Source organism: Candidatus Njordibacter sp. Uisw_056, assembly GCF_047730085.1.
Lineage (GTDB): Bacteria > Pseudomonadota > Gammaproteobacteria > Pseudomonadales > Balneatricaceae > Njordibacter.
In genome coordinates this window covers 2,122,880-2,136,939 of the sequence record NZ_CP159830.1, presented here as the reverse complement: position 1 = coordinate 2,136,939, position 14,060 = coordinate 2,122,880, and the positions used below count along the sequence as shown (strand labels likewise).

The following is a 14,060-nucleotide window of genomic DNA, read 5'->3' as shown; positions in this document are numbered from 1 at the left end:
TTACATTTTTTTAAGAGATTTTTATCATGTCAGTCGCTGATTACATGCAGCAATTAGGGTCCCAAGCTAAAGCCGCTTCCACGGTTTTGGCCACAGCACCTACCTTGGTAAAAAATAATGCTCTTATCGCTATGGCGAACGCCTTAGATGCCTCTAGATCTGGCTTAATTGCAGCAAATGAAAAAGATTTACTAGCCGGCCGAAATAATGGTTTAGATAACGCTATGTTAGACCGCCTGAGGGTTTCAGACGAGGGCATTGACGCCATGATGGTAGGTTTGCGTCAGGTTGCAGCGCTTGCAGACCCGGTGGGAGAAATCTCAGAAATGAGCTTCCGTCCGTCTGGTATTCAACTCGGTAAAATGCGTGTGCCTTTAGGCGTGGTGGGGATTATTTATGAATCGCGCCCTAACGTAACGGTCGATGCAGCTAGTTTATGTATTAAATCTGGTAATGCTGCCATTTTAAGGGGGGGGTCAGAGGCCACTCATTCCAACCAAGCCATCGCCCAGTGCGTGAAGCAAGGCCTGCTTGCGGCAGGTTTGCCCGCAGCAGCGGTGCAAGTGATTGAAACGACAGACCGCGCTGCCGTAGGCGAGTTGATTACTCTGACGGAATTTGTTGACGTCATCGTGCCTCGTGGTGGCAAGGGCCTGATTAAACGAGTGAGTGCAGAAGCTCGTATTCCTGTGATTAAACATTTAGATGGTAACTGTCATGTGTATATTGATGAACATGCAGATGCCACTAAGGCCATTAATATTGTCATTAATGCCAAAACTAGGCGCTATGGTGTCTGCAATGCTTTGGAGTCGTTATTAATTGCCGAGTCCCGCGCAGATGAGTTACTCCCTGCGCTGGCTCAAGGTTTACAGGAATTTGATATTGAGTTGCGCCTGTGCCCAAAAGCTATGAGGCTGGTTGGCAGCTACCAAGGTACCACTGTTGCTGCTACAGAAGATGATTGGTACACCGAATACTTAGCACCTGTGTTGTCTATTAAAGTTGTCACAGACATGGAAGCAGCTATCAAACACATTAATGCCTATGGCTCTCATCATACAGATGCTATTGTCAGTGAAAATTACACCAAAGCTCGCGATTTTATGGCGCGTGTCGACTCAAGCTCGGTGATGATTAACGCATCTACCGCTTTTGCAGACGGTTTTGAATACGGCCTTGGTGCAGAAATTGGCATTTCTACAGACAAGATACACGCCCGGGGACCGGTTGGCTTAGAAGGCTTAACATCACAAAAGTATGTGGTTTTTGGTGATGGCCATACCCGAACTTAATTCAAGCCCTGCAGCCTTAGTTAAGGTGCTGTGGGGTGGCACATTTGACCCGATACACCAAGGCCATGTGGCGTCGGCTATTGAACTGAGTCATTACTTGGGTGTGCAACCCGTGCAGCTGCTGCCCAATAGCCAACCTGCCCATAGAACAAGCCCAGAAGCAACGACGCATCAAAGGGTGAAGATGTTATCTCTGGCTATCGAGGCCCATGACGAATTAGCCATGGACACCCGTGAGGTCACACGCCAAGGACCAAGCTATAGTGTGCTAACTATGGCAGAAGTAAGGCAAGAAATAGGCCCTGTTAAACCGTTAATATGGTGCATGGGAATGGATGCGTTTGCAGGGTTAAAGCAATGGTACCAATGGCAAGAATTACTAAATTACGGGCACGTGTTAGTGCTTACTCGGCCTGCAAGTCTTTGGCCACAAGATCCTGAGTTGCTTACTTGGTATGCAACTCACAAAGTGGATGAGGCTAAGCTCTTGCTGGCTTCACCATCTGGTCAGGTAGCCCACCTGAAATTAGGGCAACATCCCGTATCTGCAACACAGATACGGCAGCAACTGCGCCTAGGTCATAAACCAAGCGCAACAGAATTAGCGCCTGCAGTGTCACAATACATTGCAAGCCAAAGCCTATATGGCATTAATTAGATTTTTGGAACACGAATTATGGCTATGCCCATTGAAGACTTATTAAAACTAATCACCAGCGCCTTAACCGATATGAAGGGCAAAGATATTGTGCAGTTAGATGTACGTGGCTTATCAAACGTAACTGACTACATGGTGATTGCTACTGGCACATCCAACCGGCATGTAAAATCGCTAGCAGATGAAGTGTCATTCCAAGCCAAACAAAAAGGTGTTATACCCTTAGGCATTGAAGGTGAAATGAGTGGCGATTGGGTATTATCAGACCTTGGTGACGTTGTTGTTCACGTGATGCAAGTGGAAGCCCGTGAATTTTATGACCTTGAGCGTTTGTGGAACCCAGCGCTGAAGGAAAATTTATCGAGTGCCGTAGAGCCTCGCGTATAGATGAAAATTAAGTTGCTAGCAGTAGGCACGAAAATGCCTACTTGGGTCATTCAAGGTTATGACGAATACGCTCGTCGGATGCCAAGTGACATGCAACTTCAGCTACACGAATTGAGCTTAGGTTTTCGTGGCAAAGGGGCAGATTTAAAGCGCGCTATTGCTAAAGAAGGAGAGCAAATGCTGGCTTCTATCCCAGCCCAAGATCACGTGATTGCTTTAGATGTGCTGGGTACTCCCTGGAGTACTGAGCAATTGGCTAAACAATGTGGCGATTGGCGTATGGGCGGTCGCAACGTCACTTTGCTAGTGGGTGGGCCAGATGGGTTATGCCAAACCTGTGTGGCAAAAGCAGATCAACGTTGGTCGTTATCGCCACTTACGTTGCCTCACCCTTTAGTACGAGTGTTACTCGCTGAGCAAATTTACCGTGCTTGGAGTTTGCTCAATAATCACCCCTACCACAAGTAACTGACCTTATTATGCCTTGGTCAAAAATGGATACTCAGCGCCAAGAAGTCAGTCAGTTTAGGGCGCGTCTTTGGTGGGCTCTTCTAGTAATTGTCATTGTCTTTGTGGGACTTGTCTCGCGTTTAGTTTATTTGCAAGTTTGGCAATATGAGCGCTATGCCACAGAGTCAGATGACAATCGCCAACAATTACAAGCTATCGCTCCTACCCGGGGATTAATCTATGACACTAACGGCGCTTTGTTAGCAGGCAATCGTGCCAGCCATAGTTTAACCTTAGTGCCTGAACAGCTCATAGGAGGCAGGCGAGGTATTGATAATGTTTTAGCTGAACTGGCTCAAGTTGTCTCCATCGATCAAAACGACGTAAAGCGCTTTAACCGTCGTTTAAATCAACCCCGCAGGCCCCACAGTCCCGTGGCATTGCGCTTTCAGTTGAACCCAACAGAAATTGCCCAAATCACTGTTAATCAACACCGTCTTCCTGGTGTAAGAATTGTGCCTGAGCTAGTGCGTTTTTACCCGTTGGATAAAGGCTTTGTCCATGCCCTAGGTTATGTGGGCCGTATTAACGACCGTGAGCTTGCCAAACTAGACAGTGCTAACTACAGCGCTACTCATCATGTGGGCAAATTGGGTGTAGAACGTTTTTATGAAACTGAGTTACACGGTAATGTGGGGTACCAAACTGTAGAAACTAACGCCAGAGGTCGAGTACTGCAGGTGTTAGACCGCTTTGAGCCGGTGCCAGGAAAAAATATCACCCTATTTTTAGATGCGCAATTACAGCAGGCCGCAGCCAAGTTGTTAGAGGGCAAACGAGGCGCAATCGTGGCGATTGATCCTAAAACAGGGGGTGTGCTAGCAATGGCCAGCGCGCCAAGCTATGGCGCCAATCAATTTGTTACGGGTATTAGCAATGCTAACTATCAAGCCTTAAGAGGTTCTGACGATTTGCCCCTGTTCAACCGTGCACTTCGGGGCCGTTATCCCCCAGCCTCAACGGTAAAACCAGTGATGGCCATTGCCGGCATGGATTCAGGTATTATATCTCGCAAATACTCCTTATGGGACCCTGGGTATTATCAACTCACCGAAGGTGGGCGGCTTTATCGTGATTGGAAAGAAGGTGGGCATGGTCAAGTTGACATGCACAAGTCTATCGTTGAATCTGTAGACACCTATTATTATGCCATTGCTCATATAATGGGCAATGACCCGATGACCAAGTATCTTGCTCAATTTGGCTTAGGACAGGTGACAATTGCTGATCAACCCGAAGCGACCAAAGCTGTTCTGCCCACTCAGCAATGGAAGCGCATAAATCGAAGCGCCTCGTGGTTCCCTGGAGATTCGTTAAACCTAGGCATTGGCCAAGGCTTTTTATCGGCTACGCCAACTCAGCTAGCAACCATGGCTATGGTCCTTGCCAACAAAGGCAAATGGCATCAAATTAGAATGATTAAAGCTATTAACGATCAACCTGTGGAAAAGGTCAGCGATATAGGTCGCAATGACCCTAAGCAACCTAGCGATGTTGCCCTAGAGCGCAGTAGTGATTGGAATAAGATTCACAATGCAATGATTGATGTTATGCATGGTAAAAAAGGTACGGGCCGACGTAGTGGCGCTGAAAGTAGTTATAAAATGGCAGGAAAAACAGGAACTGCACAAGTGTTAGGCATTAAACAAGATAGCACTTATGATGCTGCAACTATTGCTGAACGGTTCCGAGATCACGGACTATACATTGGTTGGGCGCCGGCCAAAGACCCAGTTATTGCAATAGCAGTGATTATTGAAAACGGCGGTGGTGGTAGTTCCGCTGCCGCACCGTTAGCCCGTAAGCTCTTTGATTTGAGCATTTTGGGTGCTCAGTCTAAGACTAAAGCTAAAGAGGGGGCTGAAAACGATGGCTGATTTCCAGCGCTGGGCCCCTGATGCACAAAAACATTTAAAGCAAGGCCCAGGGCTATGGGTCAAGCTTAGGCTAGATCCTTTCTTACTGGTGTTGTTATTTGCCATCATGTCGTTTGGGTTGTTGGTATTGTATTCTGGGTCTGGCTCCAGTGAAGCTGCGGTGCAAAAACAGCTAATACGATATGGTTTAGCACTCTTGGGAATGGTCATTATTACCCAAATTAATCTGCGCAATGTGCAGCGATGGATCCCCTTATTTTACATTATTGGATTATTGTTATTACTTGCTGTGCTGCTATTTGGAGTGGGTGCAAAAGGGGCTCAGAGATGGTTAGAGATCCCAGGATTGCCACGCTTTCAACCGTCTGAAGTAATGAAGCTAGTAGTCCCCTTAACACTATCTTGGTATTTGTCTAGCCGCCCCAGACCTCCCCATCTCATTCATGTTTTAGTGGCAGTGGTGCTAGTGACGCTGCCTGTATTATTAATTGCCAGGCAACCTGACCTAGGAACTGCTTTACTCATTGGTAGCTCTGGCGCGTTTGTTGTTTTTTTTGCAGGGTTGCTGTGGCGCTACCTTTTTGCTGCAATTGCCATTGGTGCTGCTGGGCTACCCTTGTTGTGGACTGGTATGCGCGAATACCAAAAACAACGGGTGATTACTTTCTTAGACCCCGAAAGCGACCCTTTGGGTGCAGGCTGGAATATTATTCAGTCTAAAATTGCTATTGGCTCTGGTGGTATTGATGGCAAGGGTTGGCTTCAAGGTACACAGTCTCACTTAGACTTTTTACCAGAAACTCATACGGACTTTATCGTTGCCGTTCTGGCAGAAGAATTTGGCTTAATGGGCGTGTGTTTACTACTAACCCTCTATTTCTTGGTATTGATTAGAGGATTAATGATTGCGGGTTCAGCCACACATCCATTTGATCGAATGTTAGCAGCAAGTTTAACCTTAACTTTTTTTGTTTATGTAGCGGTCAATATAGGTATGGTCACTGGTTTGCTGCCAGTAGTGGGCGTGCCCTTACCTTTGGTAAGCTACGGCGGTACAGCTGCGGTGACCTTAATGGCTAGTTTAGGCATATTAATGTCTATTCATGCCCGCAGGCCCCAACGCACTTAACTTAGATTAGGGTCGTTGGGTAAGGTGACAGGTTATTGGGTGTATTTAATGGGTAGGCGCTGCGTTACTCTGGTCATTAATTCATAGCCTATAGTGGCTGCATGGCTAGCCACTTCATTGATATTTAAGCCTTTCCCCCATAAGCACACGGGGTCACCTATTTTAACGTCATTCAGGTCTGTCACATCAACGCAGATCATATCCATTGACACACGACCCGCAATGCCTGCTCGGTGCCCATTGACCATAACAGGTGTACCAGATTCGGCGTTACGTGGGTAACCATCACCATAGCCAATAGCAACAGTGGCAATAGTTGAAGGGCGGTCAGCACGCCATTTTTGAGCGTAGCCCACAGTTTCGCCGGCATCAATATGTCGTAAAGAGGTTACCGCCGAGCACATTTGCATCACTGGCTTTAGGCCCTCACTTGATGGATGGTGTGCATCCAGTGGTGAATTACCATAAAGCATAAAACCAGCCCGGTTCCAATCTCCGTGGGCTTCTGGCCAAGCCATGATAGCGGGAGAGTTCGCTAAACTTACAGGCTGATTAAAGGGCGCAGTGGCTTCCATGAATACCTTTAGCTGAACTGAGGTAAAACTATTGTTAGTTTCGTCAGCGCTGGCAAAGTGAGTAGCAAAGACAATGTTATTAGACACATTTGGGCTGTTAAGCAACTGCTGGTAATAGCCTCCTAGTTTTTGTGGGCTTAAGCCTAAACGGTGCATGCCTGTGTCTACCTTAATCCACACTGTCAGTGGCTTAGATAGATGGGCATTCAAAATAGCATGCACTTGTGTAGGATCCTCTACCATAACCCAAAAACCCTGCTCGGCAGCAACAGTCACTTCGTCAGGGGTAAAGGTGCCTTCTAGTAGAACGATAGGTTTGCTGATGCCGGCCTTGCGAAGCTCTATAGCTTCTTCTATGCAAGCCACGCCAAATGCGGGTGCATACGGTTCTAAAGCATTAGCACAAGCCACTGCTCCATGGCCGTATGCATTCGCTTTAACCACAGCCATAGTCTGTGCTTTGGGTGCCAGCTGACAGGCCCATTGATAATTATGAATCAATGCGCCAAGATCAACGACCATATGACTGGGACGGGCCATAGAAAGATCTCTAGTAGTTAAACTTGCCGGCGCTATAAAGCTTAGCTGCTTTTTCCCAAATAGGGCCTGGCATGCCATCGCCTATGATCTGGTCATCGATCTGCGTAACAGGAGCAATTTCTTTACTGGAACTAGAAATCCAAATTTCGTCAGCATCAAATACTTCTTGTTTAGTCACAGTGCGTTCTTCTACGGCAATGCTGCCATCTTCACGCAATACGCCCAAGGCAATAAGACGAGTAATACCTGGTAATATTTGGTTATCTAAAATAGGCGTAATTACCGTGCCATTTTTTACAATATAAGCATTACAGGCACCACACTCAGTGAGCTCGTCCTTGCCATTAAATAACAACACTTCACCACTTCCCTGGCTATAACCCTTTTGATAGTGCATTACATTGCCAAGCAATGAAATAGACTTTATGTTGCACCGTTGCCAGCGTTGATCTTGCATAGTGGTGACTTTGTAGGCATTCACTTTATCCCTTTCTGGAATAGGTGCAGGAGGAATGTCTGTGGGCATGGCGAATACTGTTGGTGCTACACCTGCTGGGTATGGGTGATGGCGCTTGCTATCTGCCCCACGCGTAACGTGTAAGTATAAACCCACCTGGGTATTTGGGTTGCGCTGAATAAGCTCTTGGCATAGTTCGCGCCACTCATCATGGCTCCAGTTGAGTTCAATTTCCAGTGCAGCTAAGCCTTCGATCATGCGGTCAATGTGAGGTCCAAAACCGACCATTTTTCCGGCATAAGAAGGAATGACTTCATAGATGCCATCACCAAACAAAAAACCTCGATCTAGAGGGGAAATGTTGGCTTCTTCAATTGGCATATAAGTGCCATTAAGGTAAACAATGCTCATAACTTATTCTCTAATGATTTGACTTACCAATTGACTGGCGCTGTCGGCTAATAATTGTGGTAACAAACGGTCTTCGTCTTGACGCCAGCCACAACAAAACTTTAATTTTGGTGGTTCTGGGTCAACATCAAATGCGATAAGCCGCTCGGCCCTTAACGCATCTTCTACAATAGGTTGTGGTAGTAATGCTATACCAGCGCCTTGCTCGGCCATGGCTAGTAAGCCAGACACTGAGTTACTAGTATGGAATTTAGGTTTTTCTGCTACCTGGCTAAATAGTTCCTGTAAGTGTTTACCAGGCCCTGTGGCTGCGGGAAAGCTTAAAATAGGACATTTGCTAAGGGCGTCAATATCCATGCTGCGGTTACCCTTAGCATAATGAGGGCTACCAACCCAGGTCTGTGGCAGAGCACTTAATGGCTGCGTGTTCACAGAGATCGCTTGTCCGGTGTAGACCATCAGCGCTAGGTCTAATTGATGCTCTTCCAGTTGCTTGTAAAGTGCCAATGAAAGGTCAATGGTGAGTTCAAATTGAATCAACGGATGATGCTCACGCCATACTTTTAATAAATCTCTTAGCCATAAATGCGCTACGGTATCAGCTATGCCAATGCGAAACACCCCTTGTTGAGGGGCATCATCTTGCAGCTGGGCTTTCATTTCATTACTAATAGCCACTAAATGTTCTGCAAAAGGTAGCAGTTGTCTGCCACGAGCAGTGAGTTTAGTGCCACTTTGGTCGCGTTTAAACAGCTTAACACCCAAGTCTTCTTCTAGGGTGGCTATACGAGCAGAAATAGCAGGCTGAGACGCATGTAACTGAGCTGCGGCACCATGAAAGCTGCCTAAAGTGGCTACTTTTATAAAGCTATTGAGATTACGAAGACGCACAGTGTGCTCCCACAGTTAGTTTGCTTAACAACATTAATCGCTAAAGCCGGTTATTTGGCGTAACTGATCAATGACAGATTGGCCTTCGCTCATTGGCATGCCATCCTCTGTAAGTTGGTTGATGCGCGTTACACCATCTACGCTGCCAAGGTCTGACAAGTACTGCACAATGGCTAGGGGGTCAATTTTAGCTAATAAATCCTGTCCATGCCATAGGCCAAGAAAAGCGATCATACCATAGGCTCCCCAGTTAGAAACGTCGGCTATGATTAGCTCATCAGCATTAGTGACTGCAGGCACAATATCAAGCTGTTCAAGCACATGAATAACCTTCCCCATGCCTATTTCATTACCGCCGTCGCCCACAGCAATAGTGGGGCACTTGGCCCAGTTCATGAAGCCATCAAAACACGCTGTTCGCTCACTAATATTTTCCCCACGCATGTTGTAATAGCCACCATCTTTAGCCTGGCCTGGGCGTTCGATGGAAACAACGGTTTGGGGATTAAAGTGCGCAAGGGCAGCTATGGTATCAGCGTCCACATCAGCGTATCCGCCCACACGTATTTCATGGGTGCGGTAACGCTCTGAAAGAGCACCCACCAAAGGTTGTCCACACACAATAATGGGCACTGCACCTAACCATTCCAGCGTGTCATAAAGAGCAATAGCGCCCACAGGCCCATCGGTCTCAAACGTGCCTACTACAGGAAAGCCAGTACCAATGAGTACGGTGGCACCAGGCTTATATTTAATGCAATTCTGTAAGATCTGGGCAGCTCTTAGGCAATAGCCCGCCGTTAACACCGGTTGCACCTGGGCCATACCCCTGGGGTTGCGGGCCACCAAGGCGTCTTCAATCTGCTGGCTAGTGTGTTGGTCGTTTGGCATGATTAATCCTTCAGGTACAGCAGTGGTGTGGCATTAAATTTAAGTTGCGCTAAGGTATTTATTGTATGGGCTTGGAATAAATCTACGGCTTCAAAGTGCACTGTGTCACCTGGCCTTAGTTGGGCAAGCTGGGCTGTATCACGGGAAATAATGGCGCCTATTTTAGGATAGCCACCAATGGTTTGTCGGTCATTAAGCAAGACAATGGGCTGGCCGTCTGCAGGCACTTGCACTGCGCCTAAACAAATGCCCTCAGAGAGCATTTTCTCAGAGGGGCAAGGTACAGCAGGTCCTTCAAGTCGCATACCCATACGGTCACTGCGATCTGTAACGGTATATTGGCTGTTAAAAAAGCGCGCTCGCGTCGTAGAGTCAAATAAGTGATGTTGATACCCCGGTAGTAGGTGCAATACGGCATTACTTTCCTGTTTATTGCTGCCCTGTTGGCCATACAGTGGCCAGTCTGATTCAGGCAAGGCTTGGCGGGCTAACTCTGCGGTCTTGGCACAGGGAAGGATATCATTAGCTGCAAGCTTAGCGCCATTTAGGCCGCCTACTTTCTCTCGCATTACTGTGGCACTGCTACCAAAACTTGGGTTGATGTTAAACCCACCTGCTATGCCAATGTAGCTGCGACACCCATGGCTAGAATAACCAAGTTTAATCTCGTCTCCACTGACCACTTTGTGGCTGGTCCATAAGGCTTTATTAACGCCATTCACACTGATGTCTAAGCCAGCTCCAGTAACGCAAAAGTAACTGTCTGTTTGCACTAAGAGCTGCAGCCCACCAAAACTCAATTCAATAGCACATGCGTTGGACTCATTGTGAAGTATGCGATTGGCCCATAAAAATGCTTCACTGTCTAATGGTCCGCCAGTGGTCAAACCAATGTCATGCTGACCAAAACGACCAAGGTCTTGTATCAGGCTAAGCAAGCCAGGCTGGAGAACTTTAAAGCTCATGTAGCAGGCCTCCCATCAACAGATACTGGGGCTCGTCTATAGCAAAAAATTGTACTCGATCACCAACTGTTACTGGCATATGGGGCTGTTTTTCAGGGTTGAACATAGGCGTAGGGCACAGGCCAATAAGATTCCATCCGCCAGGTGAGCTTGCAGGATAAACAGCTGTTTGACGGTCCGCTATTGCCACTGCTCCAGCAGGCACTTTAAGCCTGGGTGTGGATAGTCTTGGCGCAGCTAAGCGCTCGTCTACTTCACCTAAATAAGCGAAACCTGGGGCAAAACCAATGGCATAGACACGGTATTCTGTGGCGCTATGAATGTCGATAACTTGTGCTATTGAAAGCCCTGCATTTTCGGCTAATAATGCCAGCTCTGGGCCATATTTAGTACTATAAAAAACAGGTATTTTAACCAGTTGGCCCCTATTTTCGCTGTGCTTTTCTGGCGTATTTAATATAGACCGTAGGGCGTTTTTTGCCCATAAATGGTCACATAAGTGGGTGTCATAAATGACCAGTACAGAAGCGTAAGACGCCACTAAGTCTATTAAACGAACACTAAAACGTTGCTTAATCTGCTCACAAGTTGCAGCGATAACTGCACTGACTTCAGGGCTAATCTGTAAGCTATCAGGATCACCAAAATAGACAATGTAGCTATTTTCGCTGGCTATTTCTATGTGTGTTTGGCTAGTGTTCATGATGTTAGGTTATGTCTGGTCGGCAGATGCTTGGTTCATCAATTGGCGGATGGATGTAATGGCTGCAATACCAGCATCATTATCTCCGTGTACACAAAGGCTGTCCACCTTAAGCCTTAAGATTGACCCACTGGCGCTAGTAATTGTGCCTTCTTGGGCTAACTGTTTTACTTGCTTGAGCATGGCATCATGACCCAGCACAGCGCCAGCCTTAGCACGAGCCATTAAGCTGCCGTCATCCTCATAACAACGGTCTGCAAATGCCTCAAAGTACAATTCTAAAGATAAGTCTTGTGCTTGTTTTAGATGTTCTTGCGCCTGGGTATTGGCTTGTAACATTAACTTTAATGGTGGTTGGGTTACGCCACTTGCAGGCACTCGGCTTGGGTAACTGCTCACTGCGTGCATAACTGCCTGGCGCACCGTTGCCTTGCTCATCATGTCGTTGTAGAGGGCGCCGTGGGGCTTTACATAGCTGAGGGTTAACCCTTGGCATGCAGCCATGCCTTCCATGGCAGCAATTTGATAGTGCATAAATGCAATTATTTCTTGCTCTGAGCAGTTCATGGAACGACGGCCAAAACCCACTAGATCTGGGTAGGCGGGATGAGCCCCCACCATAACCTTGTGCTGCTTTGCTAATGCTAACGTGTGTTGCATTACCAACGGATCACCCGCATGAAAACCACAGGCAATATTGGCTTGATCTATGTGTGGCATAGCCTTTGCGTCTTGGCCTAAAGTCCAAGAACCGTAACTTTCACCTAAATCGCAATTAAGTAACATGTTTTTCCCCTTACCTAAAATATGGCTAATTGGCTGTTAGGTAAATCTGTTACCAGCATACAACCTGGCGCATGGGTGATACAGAACGGCGGTTTAGCATTTTCAACGGCCACCTGAGGGGTGACACCACAGGCCCAAAACACAGGTACTTCGCCTTCATTAAGAGATACCTTGTCACCAAAATCAGGTTGGTTGAGGTTGCTAATACCAATTTCACTGGGGTTGCCAAAATGTACTGGGGCGCCATGGACAGATGGGAATCGGCTACATATTTGAATGGCTCTTATTGCATCTGCAGGTTTGTACGGGCGCATGCTTACGACCATATTGCCCGCAAATGGACCGGCTTCCTTACACGCAATATTAGTGCGATACATAGGCACATTCACCCCTTCTGAAAGATTACGTACATCAAGGCCATCAGCGATCAGAGCTTCCTCAAAAGAGAACGAGCAGCCTAGTACAAAAGCGACCAGGTCGTCACGCCAATGATCAATAATATTGCTCACTTGATGTTCAGCTTTGCCATGATTAAATAGTTTATACTGCGGTATGTCAGTACGCAGGTCGATGTCTTGGCCCAGGCTTTTTAGGCGAAAGTCGCCAGGGTTTTCTGACATGCCAATAATAGGGCATGGCTTGGGGTTTAGGTGGCAAAATTTTAAGAAATCGTTGGCATAATCTTCAGGTAAGATACACAGGTTGCCCTGTACGTAACCAGAGCATAATCCAGAGGTATTATCAGTCATAGATCCGCTACGGATTTGTTGCCTAAGTTGCAGTGGTGTTAGGGTCATAGAGCGTCCGGCAATTAATGATGGTTATATCTGTATTTGCATGTATTTTGCAGTCCAAAAGCGGTAGTGTCTAATTAAATCTATTTGGCGTATTGATAGATATATTTTATCAACTGATCGGCTTATTGATATTCTGCGTGTTAATTGATAGATTTTAGTTTAAAAGAGCGTAACTAGCTTAAGTTGTGTCAACATTAGCAAAGCCAAATGTCCAAGGAGAAGGGTGTGAGAAAGATCGTATTAAGTTGGCTTATAGTTGGGCTGTTTAGCGCTCATGGGTATGCTGGCTTCGACCAGCGAGATGACGTAGCAAAGTGGCTGGATGAGGCAGGTGATGTGGGTTTTACTAGAACTGAGGTGTTACAGTATTTGTCCCAAACTAAAGCCAAACCCAGTATTGTGCCAATACTGCGGAACGCACCAGAAAGCAAATTATTATGGCGTGGTTATCAACAGCGACTGGTGACTCCGTCGCGCATTAACTTAGGCCGAAAGTTTCTCAAACAGCATGCAACTCAATTGAATTTAGTCGCTCAAGAAACTGGCGTTGATGCCGCTATTATTGCTGCCATTGCAGGTATTGAAAGTAATTATGGTAACAACATGGGTAAGCATCTGGCCTTGCGGGTGCTTGCAACGTTATCGTTTGACTACCCCCGTAGAAGTCAGTTTTATCAGCGTCAATTAGCTGAGTTTTTTCGTCTCAGCCATAGTCAGGGCCTAGATCCTATGCTGGTTAAAGGGTCTGCTGCAGGTGCTGTGGGCATGGGACAATTTATCCCTACAAGTTATCGTGATTTTGCCCTAGACGGTGATGGTGATGGCCGCATTGATTTATTCCACAGTGAGGCTGATAATTTTGCCAGTATTGCCAATTACTTAGCACGTCATGGTTGGCAGGCTAATGAACCATGGCTGGTAGAAGTAGACACAAAAATAGACCCAGTTTGGGTGAGTAAAAAAGCTAAACGGCAAGGTATAACCCTAGAGCAATGGCAGCTCAGGGGTATTCGAGTGCCAGAGTTGGCAGACAAAATGAAGGAATTCAACTTGTATGCTTTTTCCACCGAAAATGAGGCTGAGCATCGTTTAGGGGGTGCTAACTTTTACGCCATAACACGTTATAATCATTCACTTTGGTATAGTCGTGCGGTGGTAGAAATTGCCCAAGGTATCGCCAAACCCTAA

General features: G+C 46.7%; 15 protein-coding genes. 7 read left to right on the top strand and 8 right to left on the bottom strand.

What is annotated here, in order from left to right:
• Nucleotides 1-26 precede the first annotated feature (26 nt).
• The 6 genes from ABXT60_RS10285 to rodA are packed head-to-tail and all read left to right on the top strand — an operon-like array spanning nucleotide 27 to nucleotide 5,856.
• The gene (locus tag ABXT60_RS10285) at nucleotides 27-1,295 is read left to right on the top strand and encodes a glutamate-5-semialdehyde dehydrogenase (RefSeq protein ID WP_443630061.1); all 1,269 of its coding nucleotides are present in this window, start codon (nucleotides 27-29) and stop codon (nucleotides 1,293-1,295) included.
• A complete protein-coding gene (gene nadD, locus ABXT60_RS10280; protein ID WP_443630060.1) occupies nucleotides 1,276-1,953 on the top strand; it encodes a nicotinate-nucleotide adenylyltransferase in 678 nt (225 codons plus the stop codon). Before ABXT60_RS10285 ends, nadD begins: the two co-directional genes overlap by 20 nt.
• 18 nt (nucleotides 1,954-1,971) lie before the next feature.
• The gene (rsfS, locus tag ABXT60_RS10275) at nucleotides 1,972-2,340 is read left to right on the top strand and encodes a ribosome silencing factor (protein ID WP_443630059.1); all 369 of its coding nucleotides are present in this window, start codon (nucleotides 1,972-1,974) and stop codon (nucleotides 2,338-2,340) included.
• Nucleotides 2,341-2,808: a 23S rRNA (pseudouridine(1915)-N(3))-methyltransferase RlmH gene (gene rlmH, locus ABXT60_RS10270; RefSeq protein ID WP_443630058.1), complete on the top strand. Its 468-nt coding sequence runs from the start codon at nucleotides 2,341-2,343 to the stop codon at nucleotides 2,806-2,808.
• An 11-nt stretch (nucleotides 2,809-2,819) separates the two neighbouring features.
• On the top strand, nucleotides 2,820-4,727 hold the full coding sequence (gene mrdA, locus ABXT60_RS10265) for a penicillin-binding protein 2 (protein WP_443630057.1): 1,908 nt from the start codon (nucleotides 2,820-2,822) through the stop codon (nucleotides 4,725-4,727).
• On the top strand, nucleotides 4,720-5,856 hold the full coding sequence (gene rodA, locus ABXT60_RS10260; protein WP_443630056.1) for a rod shape-determining protein RodA: 1,137 nt from the start codon (nucleotides 4,720-4,722) through the stop codon (nucleotides 5,854-5,856). The genes mrdA and rodA overlap by 8 nt, the downstream gene beginning before the upstream one ends.
• A 32-nt stretch (nucleotides 5,857-5,888) precedes the next feature.
• Here rodA and alr read toward each other — a convergent pair whose 3' ends face one another.
• Genes alr through ABXT60_RS10220 form a run of 8 tightly spaced genes read right to left on the bottom strand, consistent with a single transcriptional unit; the run spans nucleotide 5,889 to nucleotide 12,872 of the window.
• Complete coding sequence (gene alr / locus ABXT60_RS10255; protein WP_443630055.1) at nucleotides 5,889-6,971, bottom strand: alanine racemase; 1,083 nt, start codon at nucleotides 6,969-6,971, stop codon at nucleotides 5,889-5,891.
• 10 nt (nucleotides 6,972-6,981) lie between these two features.
• Nucleotides 6,982-7,839, bottom strand: coding sequence for an aminotransferase class IV (locus ABXT60_RS10250; protein ID WP_443630054.1), 858 nt, complete (start codon nucleotides 7,837-7,839; stop codon nucleotides 6,982-6,984).
• A 3-nt stretch (nucleotides 7,840-7,842) separates the two neighbouring features.
• On the bottom strand, nucleotides 7,843-8,730 hold the full coding sequence (locus ABXT60_RS10245; protein ID WP_443630053.1) for a LysR family transcriptional regulator: 888 nt from the start codon (nucleotides 8,728-8,730) through the stop codon (nucleotides 7,843-7,845).
• A 33-nt stretch (nucleotides 8,731-8,763) separates the two neighbouring features.
• On the bottom strand, nucleotides 8,764-9,621 hold the full coding sequence (locus ABXT60_RS10240) for a glutamate cyclase domain-containing protein (protein ID WP_443630052.1): 858 nt from the start codon (nucleotides 9,619-9,621) through the stop codon (nucleotides 8,764-8,766).
• 2 nt (nucleotides 9,622-9,623) lie between these two features.
• On the bottom strand, nucleotides 9,624-10,586 hold the full coding sequence (locus ABXT60_RS10235) for a biotin-dependent carboxyltransferase family protein (protein ID WP_443630051.1): 963 nt from the start codon (nucleotides 10,584-10,586) through the stop codon (nucleotides 9,624-9,626).
• Nucleotides 10,576-11,289, bottom strand: a complete 714-nt coding sequence (gene pxpB, locus ABXT60_RS10230; protein ID WP_443630050.1) for a 5-oxoprolinase subunit PxpB — start codon at nucleotides 11,287-11,289, stop codon at nucleotides 10,576-10,578. Before pxpB ends, ABXT60_RS10235 begins: the two co-directional genes overlap by 11 nt.
• A 9-nt stretch (nucleotides 11,290-11,298) precedes the next feature.
• On the bottom strand, nucleotides 11,299-12,075 hold the full coding sequence (locus ABXT60_RS10225) for a 5-oxoprolinase subunit PxpA (RefSeq protein WP_443630049.1): 777 nt from the start codon (nucleotides 12,073-12,075) through the stop codon (nucleotides 11,299-11,301).
• A gap of 14 nt (nucleotides 12,076-12,089) precedes the next feature.
• Nucleotides 12,090-12,872 carry a putative hydro-lyase gene (locus tag ABXT60_RS10220; protein ID WP_443630048.1) on the bottom strand — a complete coding sequence of 261 codons (783 nt, stop codon included), beginning with the start codon at nucleotides 12,870-12,872 and terminating at the stop codon, nucleotides 12,090-12,092.
• Nucleotides 12,873-13,097: 225 nt separating this feature from the next.
• On the opposite strand from ABXT60_RS10220, the gene mltB reads away from it, so the two are divergent.
• A complete protein-coding gene (gene mltB / locus ABXT60_RS10215; protein ID WP_443630047.1) occupies nucleotides 13,098-14,060 on the top strand; it encodes a lytic murein transglycosylase B in 963 nt (320 codons plus the stop codon).

Bases quoted from the DNA above. Each gene is read 5' to 3' on its own strand.
- ABXT60_RS10285 (WP_443630061.1), top strand. From the start codon at position 27: ATGTCAGTCGCTGATTACATGCAGCAATTAGGGTCCCAAGCTAAAGCC.
- nadD (WP_443630060.1), top strand. From the start codon at position 1,276: ATGGCCATACCCGAACTTAATTCAAGCCCTGCAGCCTTAGTTAAGGTG.
- rsfS (WP_443630059.1), top strand. From the start codon at position 1,972: ATGGCTATGCCCATTGAAGACTTATTAAAACTAATCACCAGCGCCTTA.
- rlmH (WP_443630058.1), top strand. From the start codon at position 2,341: ATGAAAATTAAGTTGCTAGCAGTAGGCACGAAAATGCCTACTTGGGTC.
- mrdA (WP_443630057.1), top strand. From the start codon at position 2,820: ATGCCTTGGTCAAAAATGGATACTCAGCGCCAAGAAGTCAGTCAGTTT.
- rodA (WP_443630056.1), top strand. From the start codon at position 4,720: ATGGCTGATTTCCAGCGCTGGGCCCCTGATGCACAAAAACATTTAAAG.
- alr (WP_443630055.1), bottom strand. From the start codon at position 6,971: ATGGCCCGTCCCAGTCATATGGTCGTTGATCTTGGCGCATTGATTCAT.
- ABXT60_RS10250 (WP_443630054.1), bottom strand. From the start codon at position 7,839: ATGAGCATTGTTTACCTTAATGGCACTTATATGCCAATTGAAGAAGCC.
- ABXT60_RS10240 (WP_443630052.1), bottom strand. From the start codon at position 9,621: ATGCCAAACGACCAACACACTAGCCAGCAGATTGAAGACGCCTTGGTG.
- ABXT60_RS10235 (WP_443630051.1), bottom strand. From the start codon at position 10,586: ATGAGCTTTAAAGTTCTCCAGCCTGGCTTGCTTAGCCTGATACAAGAC.
- pxpB (WP_443630050.1), bottom strand. From the start codon at position 11,289: ATGAACACTAGCCAAACACACATAGAAATAGCCAGCGAAAATAGCTAC.
- ABXT60_RS10225 (WP_443630049.1), bottom strand. From the start codon at position 12,075: ATGTTACTTAATTGCGATTTAGGTGAAAGTTACGGTTCTTGGACTTTA.
- ABXT60_RS10220 (WP_443630048.1), bottom strand. From the start codon at position 12,872: ATGACCCTAACACCACTGCAACTTAGGCAACAAATCCGTAGCGGATCT.